Below are 22,965 nucleotides of genomic sequence, written 5' to 3' on the forward strand. Positions count from 1 at the left end.
CTTCAGTGTTACCACCTAAAATTTTTTTTAATGAAATCATCAACACTATGAATATAGCAGATTTATACATCCGAGTTTCCACCGATGAACAGGCGGAAAAAGGTTATTCTCAAAGAGATCAGGATGAAAGATTACGTAGATATTGTGCGAACAATAATATTTCAGTTAATAGAGTAATCTATGAAGATCATTCAGCTAAAAGCTTTGAACGCCCTGAATGGAAAAAATATCTTGTTGAAATAAAAAAGAAAAGTCATAAAAGCAGCTTAGTCTTATTTACTAAATGGGACAGGTTTAGTCGTAATACAAGTGACGCATATCAGATGATAAGTTGCTTCAAAAGAATCACATCATTCCTCAAGCCATTGAACAGCCGTTGGATATGTCAGTTCCTGAAAATAAGTTGATGCTGGCAATTTATTTATCAACCCCTGAAGTTGAAAACGATAGAAGGGCATTGAATACCTTCCATGGGATGCGAAGAGCAAAAAAAGAGGGGCGACTGATGGGAATAGCTCCTTACGGATATATCAACAGAAGCCACGAAGATGGTAAAAAGTATATTGCAATAAAAGAACCGGAGGCTTCAAATATTATCTGGGCATTTAATGAAATTTCCAAAGGGCATATACCTGCTGATCATGTGAGATTGCAAATGAATAAAAGAGAAGGTGTTTTGATGTCTAGAAGTGCATTCGCCAAAGCCATGAGGAATCCGGTGTACTGCGGTAAAATTTATATCGAAGATTATAAACAGGAGGAAGCTTACTACATTAATGGTAAACATGACGCACTTATTAGTGAGAGATTGTTTAATCAGGTTCAACAAATAATGGACAAGAAAAGAAAAGTAGAAGGTCCCGGTGGAAGAGTGTTTGGCAACGAGCGTTTTCCGCTTAGAGGTCTGCTGACATGTCCTAGGTGTGGAAAGAATCTTACTGCAAGTGGCGCAAAGGGCAAGTCTAAAACCTATTACTATTATCACTGTCATTACAAATGTGGATTCAGATTTGATTCGGACAAATTAAACGAACTTTTTGAACTGGAAATTTCTAAGTTGGAATATAATCCAATCATTAAAGAGCTTATGAAAGAAATACTTTTAGATAACTATAAACAATTCACTTGCGATATAGAGGCTAAGAGGAAGTCAATTTCAAAGGAGATTAATTTGCTTGAAGAAAAAGTTGCTAGTGCAAGAGATAAATATCTTGAAGATAAACTTGATGAAGAAGATTATAAAGAGATCAAAAAAATTACCAAATGCAAAATAGAACAACTTGAACAGGAGATTCAACAGATGGTCTCAGAAAGTAAAGAACTTGACATAAAGACAAAAATAGAAAATGCACTTGATTCAATGGAAAACCTTGTAAACCTTTACCAGCAGGGCGATCTTCAAACGAAAAGAACAATAGGGTGTTTGATATTCCCCCAAAAAGTCGAATTTGACGGAAAAAGTTTTCAAACACCTAAAATGAATATTGTTGCTCAGTGTATCTACCAGTATAACAACGGATTAGGAAATAAAAAAAACCGACATCGAAGAGTGAAATCTTCAAATGTCGGTCTTGTGACCTCGACAGGATTCAAACCTGTAACCTTCTGAGCCGTAATCAGATGCGCTATTCAGTTGCGCCACGAGGCCGTTTGTTTTGTTATTGTTTAACGGTTGCAAATATACCACTTTTTTCCGTTCTTTGAAACATGAAACAGAAAATTTTACTTTTATTTACGGTATTTTCGCTAATTGCCTGTAAAAGAGAATCAAAAATTTCGTCCTCAGATTGGACGACTCTCTCAAATCGTATTCAATACAAGGAGCAAGACGGAAACCTGGAACTGAAATCGGGAAATTTCACCTATAATTTCAGACAAATCAAACTCCTTTCAAGAAAATTATCCTTCTTAATGCCAGTATGGCGGGGTATATTTCAGAGCTTGGAGTAGAAAATTTAGTCATTGGTGTATCCAGTCCTGAGTATATTTATTCAGAAAAAATCCAAAATCTGATTAAAGAAGGAAAAATTCAGAATGTAGGAAGCGATCAGAAGTATGATGTGGAGAAAATTATTTCCATGAAACCGGATGCTATTTTCACCAATTACATCGCAAGTTTTGATAATACTTACCAGTTATTGAAAAATAACGGAATTCAGGTCGTATTCCTTGATGAGTATATGGAACAGCTGCCATTGCAGAAAACAGCTTACATTAAGCTTTTCGGAGAACTGTTCGGAAAAGAAAAAGAAGCTGAAGCCAAATATCAGGATGTGGAGAAAAACTACAATGAGTTGAAGAAGCTTGCACTGACTGCAAAAGAGAAGCCCGTTGTCCTTGCCAATGAAATGTATGGTGATGTTTGGTATCTTCCGGGCGGAAATACTTCAGTAGCACATTATATTGCTGATGCTAATGCGAATTATATTATGAAAGATAATAAAGATGAAAAAGCATTGACAATGAGTTTTGAAGAAGTATATGCTAAAGCAGGAAATGTTCAATACTGGGTAAATGCAGGAAATCATGCTTCAAAAAAAGAAATGTTAGGAATGAATCCTTTCTATGGAAAACTCGATGTTTTCAATAAAGGTAAGCTTTACACAATGGCAGGAAAAGAGAAAGAGAAGGCCAATGATTTCTTCGAAAGTGGAGTGGTAAGAGCAGATCTGATCCTTAAAGATTATATTAAAATCTTTCATCCTGAACTTTTACCGGAGTATCAGCTTACTTATATGAAAGAATTAAAGTAACTCGGACTATTTTTGCTTATTTTTGCCTTTCCTTTTTATAAAGTTATGTGGAAAAGAATTAAACAATTTATTTTCATCGTTCTTGTATTGAACGTAGTTTTCATCATTTGGGGAAGATTTTTCAATCCACCCATTACCCTTACCCAGATAGGAGGCCTTTTTGAGTATGGAAAATTACACAGAGACTATATTTCCTATGATGAAATGGGGAGTAATGTAAAAAAAGCAGTGATTGCTTCAGAAGATCAGAAATTCTTTGACCATAACGGGTTCGATTATACAGCCATAGAAAAGGCAATGAAGCACAATGAACAGGGGAAAAAAATAAGAGGGGGAAGTACCATTTCCCAGCAAACCGCAAAGAATGTTTTTCTTTGGCAGGGAAGAAGTTGGGTAAGAAAAGGACTGGAAGCTGTTTATACTTTCATTATTGAGAAGGTATGGAGTAAAGATATTATCCTTGAAAGATACCTGAATTCTATTGAAATGGGGCAGGGCGTATTTGGAGTAGAGGCAGCAGCACAATATTATTTCGGAAAATCATCCAAGGATCTAAGTGCCTCAGATGCAGCCTGGATTGCAGCTGTATTGCCTAATCCAAAGAAATATGATCCCAAGAATCCATCCCCTTATCTGAGAAAGAAACATAATTGGATCATGAGACAGATGAGGAATGTGAGTTTGAAATAGTATCTTTGTACTAATGAAATTCTTTAATTCCAGCACAAATTTTGAGTCAGTTCTTAAAAAGTACTTTTCTTTTAAGAATGAAACCCTTTCTTTGGAGCCCTTTGCAGAGCTTTTAGAGAGTGTGAAAAGAGCTGACTTTACAGATGTGCTCAATTTTCTTAGAAGTAATCCCAATTTTGCTGAAAACTTCAAGCATTACATTCACAATATTTTTAAAGGAAGACCATTCAACCTGTCCTTGACAGAAGCTAATATTCTTTCTGAAAATGCCTTCTTTCCGGAACTTAAAAAAAGAATCCTGAACAAGGTTCTGCCACCGGTAGAAAATGAGAAAACGGTGTGGTACATGATTGACAATGTCAGTCTCCGACCTAATAAGGACTTAAAATACCTTCACAACCTTCCTGAAAATGAGATTGATGAATTTCTAACCCTTATTGGTGCGTCAGATTTTATCATTAAACCCAACGTGAAAAAGGAGCTTATTTTCTCGATGAATATCCTTTCATGGAGGGTGACGGGAATGGCTATGGAAGTGGAAGTGGTAAGGATGGCTCCCCAATATAGAAATCTAGACAACCCGTTTTTAGCTCTTCAGAATGAATTGGAGGCCTTGGCTGATGACCTTGTTAAAGATCCTGAGTTGCAACTGCATTCTAAAGACAGTAGGTATAAGCAAATCAAGATTTATGCAGAACAATGCCAGGAGTTTGTGAATATTGCTTTTAAGAATTCTGCTAAATACGGGATTTCAGGGAAGATCAATCAATCCTTGTTGAAAATTCGCCAACAAACCGAAAGAATTTATGAAATCGTACAGCTGTTGATTATTGACAACGAGGAAGATGTTTTGTTGAAATCAAAACAGCTGGTCTTTAATATATTGAACTATAAATCCCATAAAAATAATATTGCAGATCTTATCAACGACAGTACAAGATTGATCTCGCATCTTATTACCAACCACACTGCGGAAGCGGGAGCTCATTATATTACTTCCACCAGAAAGGAATATATGACCATGTTCTATAAAGCGAGTGGTGGGGGAATCATTGTAGGAGCGCTCTGTGTTCTGAAAATGCTGTACGGATATATTCCGGGAAGTGACTTCTCCCATGCATTTTTGTACTCTATGAACTATGCAATGGGATTCGTGATGATCTATCTGATGGGATTCACATTGGCAACCAAACAGCCTGCGATGACTGCTGCTACGATGACCAAAGTATTGTCTGAAGAAGGCAACAGCCAAAGAAATAATACGGAATTTGCCCATCTTGTATCGAAATTATTCCGAAGCCAGTTTATTGCTTTTGTAGGAAACGTTTTATTGGCATTTCCGGTAGCACTGGCTATTATTTATGGGTTGGATGTATTCTTCTCACAAAATCTTGCTGTTGACAGATCAGATAAATTATTAAAAGACCTTGATCCTTTCAAATCCAAAGCGATTCTTCACGCGAGTATTGCTGGTTTCTATCTTTTCATTTCAGGAATTATTTCAGGGAATATCGGGAATAACTCCGTATTCTACCAGATTCCGGAAAGGATTGCCAAGAACCTTTCTATCAGAAGCTTTTTCGGGAAGAAATTTGCGAAAGGATTGTCAAAATATTATGCTAAAAACTGGCCTGGAATTGTTTCTAATTTCTGGTTCGGAGTTTTCCTTGGGGCAACAGCACCTGTAGGAATGTTCTTTGGACTTGATCTCGATATAAGACACATTACGTTTGCTGCCGGAAACTTTGCATTGGGATTGTACGGGAAAGATTTCTCAGTAGATTCCTATACGTTTTGGATGTCTTTTTTTACCGTATTTTTAATAGGGTTCTTCAACTTCCTGGTAAGTTTCAGTTTATCCATGTTCCTGGCATTTAGATCAAGAAAGATGAACTTCGGACAGGTAAGTGAGATCTATAAAGAAATTTTTAAGTATTTTGTAAAACATCCGCTGAAATTCTTCCTGCCATTGAGTTCAGGATTGGATAAAAAAGCAGATGATCTGATGAGCAGTACGATTTCTAATAAATCGGAGAAATCAGAAGAACATTAATAGAAAATAAAAAAGCTACCATTGGGTAGCTTTTTTCTAATATGGTGTTGATGATTATGCGCTGCAATCAGGTGATTCAGGGCACAGTGCTGGTAATTGTGTCCAAACGGCACACACTGTAGGGTCTGAGCACAATACTGCACAACATATCATTTGGCCTGCACCTTGAACTTTTTTTAATGATTCTCTTGATAATTTCTTTGATGTAAGTACTTTTTTCATGGTAATTTAATATTAGTTTAGATTTTAAATATATCAATTATCATTGAATTATCTTACATGTTTTTTATAATATTTGCAGATCATCAAATTTATCTGCCCCGAACTTATCCTGAAACTTCTTCAGGTAAAAGCTTTTCCGCATTTTAAAATCATTTTTTAATAGGGGCGAATCGATTTTAATGATGATAGATTTCTTTTCAATATTCACACTTCTGATTTCATTAAAAAGACTCTGATCAAGATAATCTTCAAGGAAATCTTTAATATCAAAGGCTACAAGTTTATCTTCAAAACCATAGATCCTTGCGAAAGATTTCACAAGCTCTGATGACTGAAATTCACGTTTTTTATTCTTCTTCATACGTAGGTTTTCGGCTGCCGGTTTCTTTTATATAAACGCAGCCCATCAATCTTATAAATAGTGTTTTAAAATACTTTAGTTATTCTCAACAAATATTCAATTTATTCTTAATATCAATATATTACCTGATTCCATCCCATACAGAACGCTCATCAGCCCTGTCATCAACGGTAATTTGTGATACAATATCAAACGCATAGATACACGGTTATTAGTATCATAAGTGTCCCAGCCAGGGTTGCCATTTGTGGCAAAATTCACCCATGCTTTATGAACCGTGTCTGCTAATTGCTGTGGAGGATGATTGCCTAGCATATTGGAAAAACCAGGATTGCTTAGATTGTCAAATACAAAGGCAAGTTCAATACCATGACAGGCACCAAGTAAATTGTTACAGGCAGGAGAGCTCCATGAAAATTCATATACGTGCGTATTACCGTGTTTTTCCGCAACGCGCAGTGCAGGGATACGGTAAAACCAATCTGTAATAATTGCACTTAGTATATCACCGGGAGAACTGCCGGAGCGATTAGCTCGGTAGATTTGAGTAGCTTCTGCAGAGAGTCCATAGGCAGCAGCGATAGTATCCAATGCGGAATCTGTGATTTTTGGCAGGATACCCTCAGGGACAAGAAATAATCTAAATTCCTGACTATTGGTACCAATAAGGATATCTATTTCTTTACTGGAACCATTGGCAATACATTCTATTGGGGAGGCCGTTAATAAATGACCATCAATTACCGGTTCAAAAGGCATTAGGTTGAATGCAGCTTCACCCCATAACTCCATTAACGGCTTTGCCATAATTTCGGATCCTAATTGTCCTTGTGCTGCAAAAAGCTTTTCAAGGCTTACTTCTCCAATGGCCTCTCGTGTAGGGGCAACGCCAAGTATTTCTGCTAATCTTGTACCAATAAGCTTTGCGGATGTAGGACTGATTACTGAATGCCCCGCTCCTGATTCTGCAATCGCCCGTCGAAATAAGCCCTGCGCTTCTTTTATAGCAAGCAATGTACATACGCTCATTCCACCGGCAGATTCACCAAAAATAGTAACATTGTCAGGATCGCCGCCAAAGTTAGCAATATTGTCCCGAACCCACTTTAGAGCGGCAATCTGATCCAATATACCAAGATTAGGAACCCCATCTCCAAACCATAAAAATCCTTCAATACCTATTCTATAGTTGATAGTAACTAAAACAACACCATCCCGTGCAAAGCTACTGCCATCATAACCTGGAACAGCCCCTGATCCAAGAACAAAAGCTCCTCCATAAATAAAAACCATAACCGGCTTTTTTTCAGTGGTATCTAAAGTCCAGATATTAAGGTTCAAATAATCGTCCCCCGGAATTACAACATTAGGTAATAGTTCAGCAAAGGGGCCTGTATTAGGCGTTAACTGAGGTGGGGTCGGTCCATATTCTGTTGCATTTCTTATACCGGTCCAGGGTATAGGAGGTTGTGGAGGTTGAAAACGGTTGGCACCAATGGGTGGGGCAGCATACGGAATGCCTTTGAATGTTAGGATGCCTTTCTCGGTTTTAATACCGCTAACGTCTCCATACTGAGTAGTAACTGTGTGTAATGTTTCCATAATAATTGTAAAAAAGTATACTACAAGTTAGAAATATTTGGGTAAATCAAAGAAAATAAAGATGTTAATTATATTTCAGATAAGGTTCACATTCTGTGATATTCAAAAACAAATTTCCAAATAAAAACAAAAGTCTGCATTTTTAGGAAAAATTTAAAGGGAAAGTGTTTAATATTTCAATTGTAGATTTTTTTTCTGACTATCTGAAATTAAAAAACTGAAAATGCATCTCCCAAATAAATAGCTTTTAATCATATCTCAAAGATTATACTTTCTTCATTAATTTTCTTTACTACACTTTCAGTTCTTTCTCTGTGAGTATCTGTAATAAAGATCTGGCCGAAGCTTTCTTTGTTAACAAGCTCAATTAATTGAGAAACTCTTGTATCATCAAGCTTATCAAAAATATCATCTAATAAAAGAATAGGAGTCTTTTTAGTAAGTTCTTTAACAAGACTCATCTGAGCTAGTTTTAAAGAAATAAGGAAAGATTTCTGCTGTCCCTGAGATCCTATTTTCTTAATTAAAATATGATCCATTTCAAAAAGAAGATCATCTTTATGAATCCCTTTGGAAGTATAAGTTAACATTCGGTCTTTCTCAAGGCTTTCTTTCAAGAGTGTCTCAAAAGAATTTTCCAATAAATGAGATTCATAAATGACAGAAACAGTTTCTTTTCCGCCTGAAATAATCTGATAGAAATTCTGAACAATAGGATTTAATTGCTCTACAAATACCTTTCTTTTATTAAAAATTTTAGTTCCGAATCTGGTAATAGGATCATCATAGATATCCAGTGATTCCTTATCCCAGGTTCTGTTTTTAGCAAAATATTTCAGTAAAGCATTTCTTTGCTGAATCGTTTTTTGGTACTGGATCAGATCAAAAAGATATTCCGAGTCTGTTTGGGAAATCATAGCATCCAGAAACTTTCTTCTGCTCTCTCCTGAATCGGAAATAAGATTGGAATCATAAGGTGATATCATTACACTTGGAAGATATCCGATATGATCTGCAAGCCTGTCATAGCTTTTATCATTCTTTTTGATTACTTTCTTCGCTTCTTTAGGTTGGGTGATTCTGATGATATCCTCACTGTCTTCATTCAGGATCTCAGCGTCAATGGTGAAAAAATCTTCCTCTTTTTTGATATTGTTGAGATCCGTATTTCCCAAAAAGCTTTTACCCACTGATAGATAATGCAAAGCATCCAGGATATTGGTTTTGCCTGCACCATTATTGCCTACAAAACAGTTGATTTGTGGGGAAAATTCAAACTTTTTCTCAGAATGGTTTTTGAAATTATATAAGGAAAGCTTCTTGATAATCATTCGTCAAAAATACTCCATTATTAGTAAAAATAAAAAAGGAAGTGCAGAACAAGTTTCTACCCCGAATGAAAAATAAGTGTCATCTCTTTTATTTTCAGAGAAATAAATGAGAATATAGGTGATGATGCAAGATAGAAAAAATGCAGCAGCATAAAGAGGTTTAAGGTAAAAGATGCCAATTATGCTGCTTATGAAAACCATTCCATAGGCAATGTATTTCGTATTCTGAACCCCAATCATCATAGGAAAGGTTTTTACGGTATCACTATTCATATCTCGGATGTCAAAAGGGAGCACCAATGCGGTAATATAAAAAAAGCTGATCAGAAAAATAGGGACACTGAATTCGGGGAGTGTAAGCCAGCAATTGACCAATGCCCAGACCAATCCTACATAAAATACTTTCAATAAAGGAATCTTCCGGATATAAACATCCAGAAAAAAGCTATTATACAACAGTCCCAGCACTACAATAATAAACCACTTTAGTAGTCTTATTTCATTATGATTATGAATAATTAAAAAGGCACAAGCAATTCCTGCAACAGCATTTAATACCAGAATTTTTAAAAAATGCTTGGTGTACTGATATTTAGTATAAAGATAACCACTGAAATAGGTGATAAAAATAAACAGGACAGTAGGGAAACGGAATGTGTTTTGCTCTTTCATGAAAAATACTGCAAAAAGAGTTCCCATTAAAGAGACATAAATTTGGCTGTCAATGACGGTTTTTTTCAGTATTTTTATAATGTTCATTTATCAAAATTAATACATATGAAAAGATTTTCCAAGATATTTATGCTTTCGCTGTTATCATTGGGTTTTTCACCGGTTTTCGCACAGAAATATTATGATGACCAGTGGAAAAAAATAACAGAGAACAGTCAGAAAGGAGCTTATAAATCTAATCTTCCCATCATTTTAGACCTGGAAAACCAAGCTATGAAAGAAAATAACACCATTCAGCTGATCCGTTCCCTAAAAGCAGAATTCAGTATTGTCAATCAAACAGTAGATGATGATCAGAATGATGCTGGTTCAAAATTCTTTAAAAAACTTCAGGAGGCAGAAGGAAAACTTAAAGGAGAGGAAAAGCTAGTGTACAAAGTTCTTCTCAACGGTTTTTTTCTGGACTATTACAACCAAAATTCCTGGAAGATCAACGGCCGAACCAATATTAGTACACAAGATATTGCACAGATTGAGACCTGGACAAAGCTTGATTTTAAAAACTATTTAACTAAAAGCTATCAGGATCTGGATCAGCAGAAGCAGGATATAAAAAAAGTTTCTCTGGAAAAGTATAAATCTCTATTCTCAGAAACTAAGGATATTGCCTATTTCCCAAGCCTGTATGATTGGTATTCCCTGAAAAAGATTGCCTTTTTATCTGAGAATAATATTTTTACAAAAAATGAACTTGCGGAGAACAGAAAATCCATCAATGCAATCTTTGATGAATTGATTGCACAGAATAACGGGAATCCCAAGTTGTATTTCATGAAGAATAAATTGGTAGATAACTGTAATTTCAACCCATGTAAAGATAAACTTGAACAGCTTCAAGCACTTGTGAAATCTGATGTGCAAGGAGATTATAAAGTGGAAATCATGGGGGATATCATGGATGAGCTTATCATAAAAAAGAAGGCAAAAGAAGCTATTGCTGTTGCTTCACAAGCGAAAACTGAGTATCCGAAATCACCTTTTATCGAAAATATTAAGAGCAAAGAAGCTCAGATTACCAATCCGATATTGAGTGTCAAATATGAAAAGCAGACCCAAAATAATCTGCCGATTCATTTTAGTGCAGAATATCAGAATGTTTCAGAATTTTCTTTAAACATTTATGAGGTAAAAGAAGACTTTACTTCCTTGATGAAGTATGTACAGAATTCTTATGCGAATACCTATTTCAGTAAAGTAAAAAAGAAACTGGTAAGAAAAGAAACCTATCAGCTTTCAGATCCTAAAGATTATCAGCTTCATAAAACGTCACTGGAAATCAAACCACTTCCTTCAGGGATTTATGTGGTAGAGTATTCGGTGGCAGGAACAGAAGTAAAAGATAATGATCCGGAAAAGAATTTTTATTTTCTGGTTTCCGGAAACAAGATTATTTATCAGTCTAAATCTTCTCGAAAATCACTTTCAGATGATCTGAAATTGGTGAATAGTGAAAATGGAAAGCCTATTGCCAATGAAAGCCTTAGCTTTTATGAATTTGTAAATAGTAATTCCGTTAATAAAGTCGAAGGAAAAACGAATGAAAAAGGAGTTTTTAAATTTCCTGTTACCGCTAATAAAGATTATTACCGGGTTTTTCTGATTCAACAGCCTACAACCAATGATTTTCAGATTATGCAGGTTTATGGTAGCAATGGTGAAGATTATAACCCGAATAAAGAAGCCCGTTCCAAAGCACAGATTTTTACAGATAGAGCAATCTACAGACCTGGGCAGACTGTGTATTTCAAAGTTGTAAATACCCGTTTGAATAATGAAGTAGAATCTGTGCTTTCAGGAGTTAAGCAAAAGATTACTTTGATGGATGCTAACAACCAAGAAGTTTCTTCTCAAAGTTTTACAACCAATGAATTTGGATCCTATCATGGGAGCTTCATTTTACCAAAAGGAAAGCTAAATGGTGTGTTCTACCTTAATACTGATGGAAATACTCAAGGGTATAAGGATATCAGAGTGGAAGAATACAAAAGACCAAAATTCGAAGTGAGTTTTGATCCTGTAAAAGACGAGTATAAATACGGTCAGACTATAGAACTAAAAGGGAAAGCGATGATGTTCTCCGGAGTTGCTTTAAGCAATACGACCGTAAATTACGAGATCAAAAAGCACAATATCCGATGGAGGTATTTCTGGTGGTACCCAAGAGATAATGATAATGAAAACTCAATATTAGGAGAAGCCAAAACCAACGAGAAGGGAGAGTTTGTCATTCGTCTGGATCTTAAAAAAGATGAAAAATTAGAAGGAATACAGATTGATAATTATGAGATCAATGCTTCGGTTACCGATATCAATGGAGAAACTCAGTCAGCCAATACAAATTTGAAAGTTGCTTCAGTTTCTCACTACATCAAAGCTGATGAAATCAAGAATATATTCAGTGATGAAAATACAAAACTAAAGGTAGAAACTAAAAACTACAATGAACAGAATCTTAAAAAATCATATCAGGTTAAGTTATCGAAACTAGCTGCTCCGGATCGAATTTTTAGAGATAACTTTAAATCGGAAGTTCAGAATCGTCCACAATATTCAAAAGCGGAGTTTATCAGTAAATTCCCACACGATTTATTTGATAAAAATGATGAGATCAAAAACTGGAAGACAGAAAAAGTAGTGGTAGAAAGACAACAGCAGCCAGCTTCAGATACTCAATCCTCTGACCTTGATTTAGGAAAACTGGAGGCAGGAGATTACCAGTTGGAACTGTTCAATATCGAAGGAAAAGACACAATTAAATCAGCTCAATATTTTAGCGTTTGGGATAAAAATTCCCTGAAATCGACGCAGAAGACATTCTTAACGGTGATTGCCCCAAAAGAGGAAATCGCAAGAGGAGAGAAAACAAAAGTATATGTATATTCTGCAATTTCTGATGCATTAATCAATGTTTTTGTTCAGGATGGATCTGGTAAAACGGTTACAGAAACTCATCAACTGAAAAAAGGGATGTTAGAATATACTGCAGATATTCCAAAAGATAAAAATGTTACTTCGCTTAATCTTCAATTCCAGATTGTAGCATTTAATGATGTACAGACAGAAACGGCTGCATTGAAAATAAAGGATACTGAAAAACCTTTAAAAATAGAGACGGTTACTTTCAGAGATAAACTGGAACCTAATTCAAAAGAAAAATGGACGGTAAAAGTGACCGGAAATGATAATGAGAAAGTAAATGCAGAGGTGCTGGCCAATATGTATGATATGTCTTTAGACCAATTTGCCGTGAATACCTACAATTGGGATAAGCTATATACACCATTTAATATCATTACTTCTTACGATGTCAGAGAATATTTGTTGCAAAAAGATATCAAAACAGACTAAGATATTATAATGGAAATTATGTGACAATTCCTGAGTTTAACTGGTTTGATGGTGATATTTCATATGTTTTGGAAGGTAAAGTTGCAGGTATTCAAACTCGAAATGGGGTTAAAGCTCCAGCTTATGCCCCAGCCCCAGTTTCAGCAGCTCGATTTAAAACTGCCAGAGCCGCGTCTGTCGAAGATAAAATGGAAGCTGCAGGTAATATGGCTGAAGTTCAGGCTTCGGATGCAGATGGTGTTGTAGAACAGGCTGAATCCAAAGAATCTTTGGATAAAGTCCCTGTACGTCAGAATTTAAATGAAACCGCATTCTTCTATCCGGATCTGAAAACCGATGCAGAAGGCAACGTCAACTTTGAATTCACTTCTCCGGAAGCTTTAACGAAGTGGAAACTGATGTTCCTGGCTCATACCAAAGATGCAAGAACAGCTACCTTAGAGAAAGAAGTGGTAACACAGAAAGAATTCTCTGTGACACCAAACTATCCAAGATTCTTGAGAGAAGGGGATGAACTGAACTTACAGTCAAAACTATCCAATCTTACCAATAAGAAAATGAAAGGTTCTGCTGAATTGCAGATTTTAGATGCCTTCACCAATGAAAATATCTCTTCAAAATTCGGAATCACTTCAGGAACACAGAATTTTGATTTAAATGAAAACGGAAACGGAGCATTAACCTGGAAGGTAAAAGTTCCCAACAATGTATCTTCTATCATTTTAAAAATTGTAGCAAAAGCAGGAGCTTATTCCGATGGAGAACAACAGGCTGTTGCCGTATTGCCAAATAGAATGTTGGTTACTGATGCTGTACCTGTTTTTGTGAAGGAAGGAGAGACGAAGACTTTCGTACTGGATAACCTTAAAAACAATACCTCTACAACCGCTTCTAATGTTTCCAATACATTGGAATTGACGACCAATCCGATCTGGGAAATTATGTTTGCGCTTCCAAGTCTGAAAAATGACCAGAACAGCTCAGCGGATGTTGTTTTCAATAAGTGGTTTGCAGATGTATTGGCTTCTGAGATTTTCAAAGCTAATCCTAAAATGAAAACTGTTTTTGACGAGTATCAGAATAAAGGAATATTAAATTCAAATCTTGAAAAAAATCAGGAACTGAAGCAGTTGCTATTGGAAGAAACCCCTTGGGTACTGAATAGTAAGAATGAAAATGAACAGATGCAAAAGCTAGCCCTTCTGTTTGACACCAATACAATGAGAAATTCAATGAACCAGGATTGGAGTGATTTCAGTAAACTACAAAACCCTGATGGCGGATTCTCATGGTATGCAGGATATCCAAGTTCTTACAGTACATCATTATATATTCTTAAAAACCTTGGAAAAATGAATCTGTGGTTAAAAGACAATGTAAAAGACTACCAAAGTGCAGGGCAGGATGCTTTAGTCGCTAAATTGATTCAGTATGTAGATAATGAAATCAGTAAATATGCAGATATTAAAAAAGAAAGCGTTTGGAGCAATTGGGTACTTGATTATCTGGATACCAGAAACTATTGGGAAAAACAATATCCGTTAAAAGGGAAAGGAGCCAATTTGAAAACATTGGTAAAACAAAAGGCAAAAACTGCAAAGATCACCGACTTCACGTTTTTCGGACTTCACCGCGCGGCTTTATTAATGAATAATTATGGCGTAAAAGAGGTATCTGATAAGCTGATGAATTACCTTAAAGAAACTTCTACAGATACTAAAACACAAGGAGTATACTGGAAACAGAACCTAAATGACTGGGGTTGGTTTAGTTCTAAAGTCGTGAATCATGCGGGAGCATTGGAAGCTTTCAATACCTTGAAATCGAATGATCAACAATTCATTGAAGAGATGAAGATCTGGTTGGTCACTCAAAAAGAAGTAAATTCATGGGGAAGTTCAAGAGGAACTGCTGAAGTGATCTTTACGATCTTGAATTCAGGAAAATCATGGACAGGTGCAGAAAGTGATAAAGCAACCATCGTTTGGGGCGGAAAAGAAATTGTTCCTCAGACTCAGGCAACAGGATATGTGAAATCTACTGTAAAAACAGAGGCCATAGATAAGAACTTGGGAACCGTTACGGTTACCAAACCAGGGCCAGGTATTGTTCAGGGAGGATTATTCTGGCAGTATTATGAGGATCTGGATAAAATCAAATCATCTGAAAATTATATCTCTGTAACCAAAGAATTGTATAAAAAAGTGAAAACGGTAAACGGAGAAGAACTTCAGAAAATTTCTGCGGAAACTCCGTTGAAAGTAGGAGATAAGGTAACCGTAAGAATGATCCTGAATACAGACCGTGCCATGGAATTTATTCATATTAAAGATATGAGAGCAGCAGGATTCGAACCGATTGACGCACTATCAGGATACCAGTGGAAAAATAATTTAGGATATTATCAATCTACTAAAGATGCCTCCACAAATTTCTATATTCAATATATGCCAAAAGGTAAATATGTGTTTGAATATGATGTGGTTGCTAATGCATCCGGAAAGTTCTCAAACGGCATTACCACTATGCAGAACTACTATGCTCCACAGATGAATGCACACACAAAAGGAACCGGTGTTCAGATTTTGGAATGATTTTTGGCTATTAGGAAATACGTAAAATTTAAAACCAAATAAAATGAAATTTTCAAAAACTTTAATTACTGGATTGATATTGATGGCTGGGGTAAGTGCTTTCGCTCAAAAGAAAGCTGAAAAGTTTGAAAAACTACAGATTGAAATGTTCCCAAAAGCTAAAGAAGGATACAAGCAAGTATATATTCAGCTTCCTGTAGCGAAAAATGAAAGCGATTTAAAAGTAGAAGTTTTTGTAGGAGCTGAAAAAATGTTAGACTGCAATAATTACTCTTTAATGGGAGAAATGAAAAGCCAGGATCTTCAGGGATGGGGATACAACTATTATGAAGTAGAATCCAAAGGAGAAACAGCAGGAACATTAATGGCTTGTCCGGGACAGAAGATGACCAAAAAGTTTGTGACTCTTAAGCCGGAAATTGTAAGATATAACAGCAAACTGCCATTGGTATTCTACGTACCAAAAGATATTGAAGTTCGTTACAGAGTGTTAAGACCTGATAACGCAATGAAAAAAGCAGTTCAAAAGTAAAATTTGCAAGCTTATTATAAACAGAAAACTCCTTACAGTAATGTGAGGAGTTTTCGCTTTATATAGTTTTCTGAGGATTATGCCACCCAATGGTTGGTAATTTCCACATTCCAGCCTTTAGGTGTTTTTTTAATAAGATAAGTAATTCCTGTTGCAATCCCTTCGATCATAAAAATGTAAGTGTCTTTCTCCTGATCACACGGAAATATTTTGCTGTAGTAAGGATTCAGAATATTCATGTAGCTGAAGTTTCGGTATTCAGCAAACTCTTTTGAAGTCAGGAAAATGATTTTTTCATCAATAGGTTCTATTCCTTTCAGATTTTCATCATCCGTTACAATGATTTTATAATCTAAAGAGTATACAAAATCTTTCTTTCTTTTGGGGAGCTCGTCTCTTTGGGCTTTCAGATCCTCTTTAAATGTTGCCAGAGGAATGAAAAATTCTTCATGATAAGGATCATTATCCATTAAAAAATCATAGTTGCCATATAAAATTCCCTGCAGAAGTTTGGTGAAATCATTTTCATGAGTTTTATATTTAGGATTGCTGTCTTCTGCGTCATCGATACCGTCACCGTCAGTATCTTTTAAATAAGGATTAGTGAAAAGTTTTCTGGTTTCTTCAATATCATTGATGCCGTCCCCATCAGAATCTTTTAAGATTTCTGAGAGGTCAAGAGTCAGCAATGCATTATTCTTTACGAGAATATAGTCAGGCGTATTTCCATACACAGGAAGCTTGGTCATTCGGGTAATGTCTGCTTCAACCTGAATATGGTTTTGATCTTTCCATAAAGGATATCTTGAATTGGATTTTAAAAAATAAGGATCATTAGCAACCAATCCTGTAAAATAATTTTGCCAGCTTTTTCCATGGTCTTTGGAAACTCTTACATAATAGTCCTTTGATAGAAAAGAATCTGTGGTATATAGAATAGCGGTTGTCCCGTTAAATTTTTCCTTCTTAATAATAAGTGGGACAGGAATCTCATCTGTCTTTTTAGAAAACTCTTCCTTCCTGATAGTATACAAGGTATCAATGTCACCCAATGGTAGACTCTTTGTTCGCTGGTAAACAGGATCAATAATATTTTTTGATTGAGCGGCTTTCTTTATATATTTTACGGAAGTATATTGAAAAGGAGGAATAAGAACTTGTGCTTCGGTAACCGTCCGAAAAAATGTTGACGAGTGTGTAAGGCTGTCTTTTAGTTTTTCAAACTGTGTACACTTACATGCCTTTGCTTTCTGAGAAAATAGCAGGTGGAAAGGAAACAATAAAAGTGGAGTTAAAAATTTTTTCAAGGTTTTTTAGTTTTTAATTAACATTTAAACGGGTTGGGCAAGACTTTATTTTAAAGTACTTTAAAACTTAAACACTTTTTAAACTTATTTTAAATTCATGGTTTTGTTAAATTTTCTTTGAGTATTTTAACAATTTTTGCATTATATTTGTTATAAACATAAACCATGAAAAACAATTTATTGATTTTTACGTTTAGTTTTTTTGCTTTTCCTGCTTTTGGCTGGGCACAGTCTGCGCCGGATTTTAAAGAACTTCTGGATAGTGCAATGGTTCGGGACTCGAACCTGAAAATGCAGATTACCCAAAACAAACTTACCGATCTCGACGAGCATAAGCTAAAAGATATCTTTCTTCCTACTTTGGAACTAAGCGGTAAAGCAGGTTACCTAAACGGAACAGCAAGACTTACGTCCCCCGAAATTAATCTGGCTCCTTTTATCAATATCGCTGAAGGTGCTTTCAATAATAACTTTAATGTATCCGGATTTTCAGGAGTAGCCAAGGCAGAAGCTAAGATGCTAGTATATTCCGGTGGAAAGGTGAAATACCTGAAAAAAGCCGTTGAAGAAAAGAAGAAATCTGAAGATGTCCTGCTGGAAAAATCCAGAGATGAAGTGGTGGCAAGTATTTCAAGAGCTTATGATCAACTGGCACTGATTCATCAGTCTAAAAAGGTATTGGATGAAAGTAAAAGAAGACTGGATATCAACAAAAAAACAGCCGATAAAGCATTAGGATACGGTCTGATTACACCTTACGATCACAAAAAAATTGAACTGGCTCAGGCTACTTTAAATGCAAAAGTAGTAGAATATGAAGGGAAAAAAGAACTGCTTCTTACTCAGCTTTATATTTTGACGGGAATCAGCAGGGAGCGTCTGAGAATGATAGACCCCACCTTAACTCCTGTGGAACTTCTTGCCGCAGAAAGAGGAATTGAACAAAGAGCGGAAGTTCGAGCGCTTGAGCATGGGATTGCCGCCGCCGATTATAAAATAAAAGCAGAAAGAACCTGGATGATTCCAAAAGTTCAGCTGATGGCCTCTGCATACTATATCGGGCTTTATGGAAATCACATCAAGAGTTCCGAAAATATAGTGCCTGCCGTTCCCATTCTTGGCTATGAAGGTAAGAAACTGGACTGGAGTCCCAATAATGTTAATATTTTTCCTTTAATCACAGCCGGAGTTGGATTTAAATGGGAAATCTTTGATGGTAAAGAAGGAAAACATGCCGAAGAAACCGCTAAAGTAGGTAAAGAAGTACTGCAAAATCAAAAAGAAGATGCATTGAAGAAATTATCATTGAATTTGGCTAATAATCAAACCAATTATGATATTGCAACGGCTCAGATCACTTTAAAAGCGAAAGAAAAAGAATTGGCTAAAAGTGCACTGGTACAGGCTGAAAAAGAATTCAGATATGGAATGAGCAAATCATCCCAACTTATTGATGCCGAAAATGATCTCGAAGCCTCAGAACTGGAATACCAGAATGCGATCTTCAACCAAAGAAGAGCAGGAATAGAACTGATGAGGGCTACTCAGGAATTGGATATTACCAAATTTTATTTAATCCCATAAAAATTAAAATGATGCATAAAAATATAGCTATACTCTTTGTTTCTCTGTTTTTACTGGGAAGTTGTGACAAGAAAAATGAAAAGATTAAAGAACCTGAAGGAAAAACGAAAAAGGATGTCATCTCTTTTGCTCCAAAAGTAACCGGAAGGATTTTAAAAATATATGTTTCTGAAGGACAAACTGTAAAAAAGGGAGATACCCTGGCGCAGCTTGATGTACCGGAAGTGTCAGCAAAAATAGCTCAGGCTCAAGGGGCTGTGAGTGCTGCTGCAGCTCAGGAACAAATGGCAAAGAACGGTGCTACACCGGATCAGTTAAGACAGCTTCAGGCCAAATATAAAGGACTGAAAGAACAATATGATTTTGCTCAGAAATCTTATAAAAGAGCCAATAATATGTTCCGTGACAGTCTGATGTCCCCACAAGCACATGATGAGATCTATGCTAAACTTCAGGGCGCAAAAGCTCAATACGATGCTGTAGTTGCAGAGCTGGATGATGTGAACAGAGGAACCCGTTTCGAAAAAGTAGAAATGGCCGCTGGGCAAGCCTCTCAGGCAAAAGGAGCGCTACAGGAAGCCAATGTGGCGTACTCCGAAAGATATATCATCGCCACCAATGATATGGAAATTGAAACCATCAGCTTAAATCCAGGAGAATTGGCAACCGCTGGTTTTGCTTTGTTCAATGGATATATTCCTGAAAGCACCTATTTCAGATTTACCGTTCCTGAAAGTGCTATTTCAAAATACAAAAAAGGACAGAATGTGAATATGCAGGTAGTGTATAATAAAGAAAATCTGGAAGGATCTGTTGTTTATATCAAGCAGCTCACAAGATATGCAGATATTACTACTGCTTACCCAGATTATCAGCTGCAGGATGCTGTTTATGAAATCAAGGTAAAACCTGCTGATATGAATAAGGCAAAAAGTCTTTTGGTGAATGCCAATGTTATCCTGAAATAATATGAAACGAAACAGAAGGTGCTTTTTACATGCGCCATCTGGTTATTTAAAACATTAAAATATACAGATGAAAGAATTTTTCCGTCTTTTAAAACGTGAGTTCAAACTTTTTATCGGCAATTCTACCTTAAGGACGGTGTTCTTTTTGGCACCAGTTTTTTATGCTACCTTGCTGGGGTTTGTCTACCAAAGCGGAAAAGTTGAAAATACACCTGTATTGGTGATTGACAGAGATAATACTCCATTATCCAGTCAGTTGACTGAAATGCTGGATGATAATAAAAGCATCAAAGTAATACGATATCTGCAGGAACCTTTGAGCATAAAAGATGAGGTAATCCGTCATGAGGCGGCCGCAGTTGTTATTATTCCATCCCGTTTTGAAGGAGATATGCTTCAGAAAAAATATCCTGAACTGAATGTGTATGTGAATACAGGAAACGTTTTGACAGCCAACTTTGCGTCCAAAGCACTTCAGTTGACCATTGGTACTTTCTCTGCCGGAGCATCCATCAAAGCTCTACAAAAAGCAGGAATGCCCGCTGCAAAAGCTGTTACACAATATGAGCCCTTCAAAACCAACTATATAACCCTTTTCAATACGACCAGTAATTATCTTATCTTTATGTGGCCTGCCATGTTGGCGGTGGTATTACAACAGGTAATTTTATTGGCAATGGCTGTAAGTTTTGCTGCAGAATTTCAAGGTGGCTCTTTCGTAAAAGAATATGGGAAAATGAAAAAATGGGCATTTCCTACGATGTTGATTAAGGTTATTCCTATTTGGGTATTTTCCATTCTTATCGTAAGTATCTATTATTTGATGCACATGATTTTCAAAGTGCCAATGCCGGAAGGGATATTTAATTTTATACTTCTTACAGCTGTTTTTGTAGGTTCGGTTTCATTCCTTGGTGTATTTATCAGTATATTGATCCCGGATGCTTTAAAGGCAACACAAATCCTTATGGTTATTGCTTCACCCGCTTTTATCATCAGTGGTTTTACATGGCCTTTAAATGCAATGCCTGCATTTGTACAGTTTATTGCGAACATCATCCCTTTGACTCCTTTTTTACAGGCCTTTAAAATTCTTTTGATTCAAAAAGGATCTGTAGAACTTACTTTCCCTTATCTGGAGCACTTAAGTATTCTTTTAGTTGTGTATGCTATTATAGGATGGATTGCTTTAAAAATTAAGCTTTGGTTTATTTTCAAAAAAGCAGCTCCACAGGAAATTGAAGGAGAAGGAGTTTCAGAAGAAGACAATCAATAATTGTTTTTACCATAATAAGTGTAGAATTATTGTTTCTTTTTAAAAGTAAATAACTCTTGCTTTGTATCAGACTTAATACTCTGAAACCCTTACATTCTCAAACCCTCAAACTCATCAACACGTATTTCACAACTTACAACAAAAAATTCTATCACTGTAAAAATCAAACAAAAAAACTGATATATTTGTCTGTAGTAAAAACAGATCGTATATGGAAAATGTATTTGACGTAAAAGACGCTCAAAACTATATTGATAGGATAAACAAGCTGGTGGAAGATACACATGGATTATGGGGAAAAATGACGGTAGATCAGATGTTGGCTCACTGTAGTGTAACGTATGAAATGGTGTACGAACCGGAAAAACATAAAAAACCTGGATCTATTGCCAAGTTTATTTTGAAGACTTTTGTAAAACCTAAAGTAGTAGGAGCAAAGGCATATCCGAGAGACTCCCCGACGGCACCTCAATTCCTGATAACAGGCCGAAAAAACTTCGATGAGGAAAAAGTAAGATTGATTGGTTTTATTCAAAAAACACAACAATTGGGGGCAGATGCATTTGATGGTAAAGAATCTTTTTCTTTTGGAAAACTAACGGCACAAGAGTGGAATAATATGTTTGCAAAACATCTGAATCATCACCTCTCTCAATTTGGCGTTTAAAAAATCACTTCTATGAAAAAACTTTTATTGCTCTTCATTCTGGCTGCCAATTTTGTTTTGGGGCAGATGCCGGATATTTCAAACACTTGGCTCAATAACAGTAAACCTTATACTGGAACTATTGGGAATAAGGGACAGGAACTGAAGCTTAAAATCAATATCTCTGAACAGAATAAAAAGAATGATCAGGAATATTTTGTTTCAGGATATTCTCTTGTAGATACCAATTATGCCAAACTTGAAGGTAAAATTACTGTTCTAAAATATAAGGATGCCAAAAAGCAAGGAACTATATTTGGTGAATATGAACTGGCAGAAGAGAATAAAGGTAAACATTCGGGAATCTTCAAAGGACGTTTCGTTTATAATTTTAAATGGAATAGAAAAACTGAAAAAATTGAAGGACAATATATAGAGTTAATTGGTGACTGGAAAAGCTATGATGGAACTCTTGAGTTGAAAACGCGTTTGAAAAATCAGTAATACTTTAAAAACATTCCATCTTTTAAATGATCATTTGATTATTAAATATAATAATTTCTAAAAAGGCTTAGCCCTCAATCTTAAAATATGAAACTAGGAGCATTTTCAATCAGTCTAAGTGTAAAGGATCTTCAAAAATCAAAAGACTTTTACGAAAAACTGGGATTTACAACCATGGCCGGAGGTACGGAACAAAATTATCTGATCATGAAAAACGGATCTACTTTAATAGGCTTGTTTCAGGCAATGTTTGATGGCAATATGCTCACTTTTAATCCAGGTTGGGATCAGAATGCCCAGAATCTTGAGTCTTTTGATGATGTACGTGAAATTCAAAAGCGCTTAAAAGAAGGCGGAATAGAAATTGATAAAGAAGCTGATGAAAATACCTCAGGGCCAGAGCATATTTACCTGAAAGATCCGGATGGAAACATGATTCTGATCGATCAGCATAGATAGGCA

At 35.9% G+C, this 22,965-nt stretch carries 18 protein-coding genes, 1 tRNA gene and 1 pseudogene; 13 read left to right on the forward strand and 7 right to left on the reverse strand.

Annotated elements, in window-relative coordinates; all coding sequences use genetic code 11:
• Positions 1 to 47: 47 nt before the first annotated feature.
• Entirely contained in the window at positions 48 to 407 is a 360-nt protein-coding gene (locus tag QWZ06_RS09885; RefSeq protein WP_290297630.1) for a recombinase family protein, read from the forward strand.
• Positions 383 to 1,609 (forward strand): recombinase family protein, encoded by a 1,227-nt coding sequence (locus QWZ06_RS09890; protein WP_290297631.1) that lies wholly within the window; start codon positions 383 to 385, stop codon positions 1,607 to 1,609. Before QWZ06_RS09885 ends, QWZ06_RS09890 begins: the two co-directional genes overlap by 25 nt.
• Here QWZ06_RS09890 and QWZ06_RS09895 read toward each other — a convergent pair.
• Positions 1,575 to 1,648, reverse strand: a tRNA-Arg gene (locus tag QWZ06_RS09895). The two genes, QWZ06_RS09890 and QWZ06_RS09895, sit on opposite strands and share 35 nt — an antisense overlap.
• A 271-nt stretch (positions 1,649 to 1,919) precedes the next feature.
• Between QWZ06_RS09895 and QWZ06_RS09900 the strand changes: the two genes are divergently transcribed.
• From QWZ06_RS09900 to QWZ06_RS09910, 3 genes are read left to right on the forward strand one after another with little or no spacing between them, the layout of a single operon-like run.
• Positions 1,920 to 2,753 (forward strand): ABC transporter substrate-binding protein, encoded by an 834-nt coding sequence (locus tag QWZ06_RS09900; protein ID WP_290297633.1) that lies wholly within the window; start codon positions 1,920 to 1,922, stop codon positions 2,751 to 2,753.
• A gap of 45 nt (positions 2,754 to 2,798) precedes the next feature.
• Entirely contained in the window at positions 2,799 to 3,443 is a 645-nt protein-coding gene (gene mtgA / locus QWZ06_RS09905; protein ID WP_047096113.1) for a monofunctional biosynthetic peptidoglycan transglycosylase, read from the forward strand.
• Between the two features lie 13 nt (positions 3,444 to 3,456).
• Positions 3,457 to 5,496 carry a transporter-like protein gene (locus QWZ06_RS09910; RefSeq protein WP_290297638.1) on the forward strand — a complete coding sequence of 680 codons (2,040 nt, stop codon included), beginning with the start codon at positions 3,457 to 3,459 and terminating at the stop codon, positions 5,494 to 5,496.
• Between the two features lie 54 nt (positions 5,497 to 5,550).
• On the opposite strand, the gene QWZ06_RS28170 is transcribed toward QWZ06_RS09910, so the two are convergent.
• The 5 genes from QWZ06_RS28170 to QWZ06_RS09930 all read right to left on the reverse strand — a co-directional run bounded on the left by QWZ06_RS28170 (position 5,551) and on the right by QWZ06_RS09930 (position 9,771).
• Positions 5,551 to 5,718 (reverse strand): bacteriocin-like protein, encoded by a 168-nt coding sequence (locus tag QWZ06_RS28170; RefSeq protein ID WP_435384115.1) that lies wholly within the window; start codon positions 5,716 to 5,718, stop codon positions 5,551 to 5,553.
• A gap of 64 nt (positions 5,719 to 5,782) precedes the next feature.
• The gene (locus tag QWZ06_RS09915; RefSeq protein WP_290297641.1) at positions 5,783 to 6,079 is read right to left on the reverse strand and encodes a hypothetical protein; all 297 of its coding nucleotides are present in this window, start codon (positions 6,077 to 6,079) and stop codon (positions 5,783 to 5,785) included.
• 96 nt (positions 6,080 to 6,175) lie between these two features.
• Positions 6,176 to 7,681: a carboxylesterase/lipase family protein gene (locus tag QWZ06_RS09920; RefSeq protein WP_290297643.1), complete on the reverse strand. Its 1,506-nt coding sequence runs from the start codon at positions 7,679 to 7,681 to the stop codon at positions 6,176 to 6,178.
• A 251-nt stretch (positions 7,682 to 7,932) separates the two neighbouring features.
• Positions 7,933 to 9,012, reverse strand: a complete 1,080-nt coding sequence (recF, locus tag QWZ06_RS09925) for a DNA replication/repair protein RecF (protein WP_290297644.1) — start codon at positions 9,010 to 9,012, stop codon at positions 7,933 to 7,935.
• 3 nt (positions 9,013 to 9,015) lie between these two features.
• Entirely contained in the window at positions 9,016 to 9,771 is a 756-nt protein-coding gene (locus QWZ06_RS09930) for a UbiA prenyltransferase family protein (protein WP_290297646.1), read from the reverse strand.
• Between the two features lie 18 nt (positions 9,772 to 9,789).
• Between QWZ06_RS09930 and QWZ06_RS28175 the strand changes: the two are divergent.
• Positions 9,790 to 15,686: pseudogene (locus tag QWZ06_RS28175) on the forward strand (alpha-2-macroglobulin family protein).
• Positions 15,687 to 15,729: 43 nt separating this feature from the next.
• The gene (gene eco, locus QWZ06_RS09940; RefSeq protein WP_290297647.1) at positions 15,730 to 16,218 is read left to right on the forward strand and encodes a serine protease inhibitor ecotin; all 489 of its coding nucleotides are present in this window, start codon (positions 15,730 to 15,732) and stop codon (positions 16,216 to 16,218) included.
• A gap of 77 nt (positions 16,219 to 16,295) precedes the next feature.
• On the opposite strand, the gene QWZ06_RS09945 is transcribed toward eco, so the two are convergent.
• Positions 16,296 to 17,525: a hypothetical protein gene (locus QWZ06_RS09945; protein ID WP_290297649.1), complete on the reverse strand. Its 1,230-nt coding sequence runs from the start codon at positions 17,523 to 17,525 to the stop codon at positions 16,296 to 16,298.
• Positions 17,526 to 17,690: 165 nt separating this feature from the next.
• Here QWZ06_RS09945 and QWZ06_RS09950 point away from each other — a divergent pair, with 165 nt between their 5' ends.
• The 6 genes from QWZ06_RS09950 (at position 17,691) to QWZ06_RS09975 (ending at position 22,962) form a co-directional block, all read left to right on the forward strand.
• On the forward strand, positions 17,691 to 19,109 hold the full coding sequence (locus QWZ06_RS09950; protein ID WP_290297650.1) for a TolC family protein: 1,419 nt from the start codon (positions 17,691 to 17,693) through the stop codon (positions 19,107 to 19,109).
• 11 nt (positions 19,110 to 19,120) lie between these two features.
• Positions 19,121 to 20,077 (forward strand): HlyD family secretion protein, encoded by a 957-nt coding sequence (locus tag QWZ06_RS09955; RefSeq protein ID WP_290301331.1) that lies wholly within the window; start codon positions 19,121 to 19,123, stop codon positions 20,075 to 20,077.
• A 67-nt stretch (positions 20,078 to 20,144) separates the two neighbouring features.
• Positions 20,145 to 21,353: an ABC transporter permease gene (locus tag QWZ06_RS09960; protein WP_290297652.1), complete on the forward strand. Its 1,209-nt coding sequence runs from the start codon at positions 20,145 to 20,147 to the stop codon at positions 21,351 to 21,353.
• Positions 21,354 to 21,564: 211 nt separating this feature from the next.
• Positions 21,565 to 22,020, forward strand: coding sequence for a DUF1569 domain-containing protein (locus tag QWZ06_RS09965; RefSeq protein WP_290297654.1), 456 nt, complete (start codon positions 21,565 to 21,567; stop codon positions 22,018 to 22,020).
• Between the two features lie 12 nt (positions 22,021 to 22,032).
• Positions 22,033 to 22,503, forward strand: coding sequence for a hypothetical protein (locus QWZ06_RS09970; RefSeq protein WP_290297656.1), 471 nt, complete (start codon positions 22,033 to 22,035; stop codon positions 22,501 to 22,503).
• 87 nt (positions 22,504 to 22,590) lie between these two features.
• A complete protein-coding gene (locus QWZ06_RS09975) occupies positions 22,591 to 22,962 on the forward strand; it encodes a VOC family protein (protein ID WP_290297658.1) in 372 nt (123 codons plus the stop codon).
• The last annotated feature ends 3 nt before the right edge of the window (positions 22,963 to 22,965 follow it).

It is taken from the genome of Chryseobacterium tructae, from assembly GCF_030409875.1.
In the GTDB taxonomy this organism is placed as follows: Bacteria; Bacteroidota; Bacteroidia; order Flavobacteriales; family Weeksellaceae; genus Chryseobacterium; species Chryseobacterium tructae.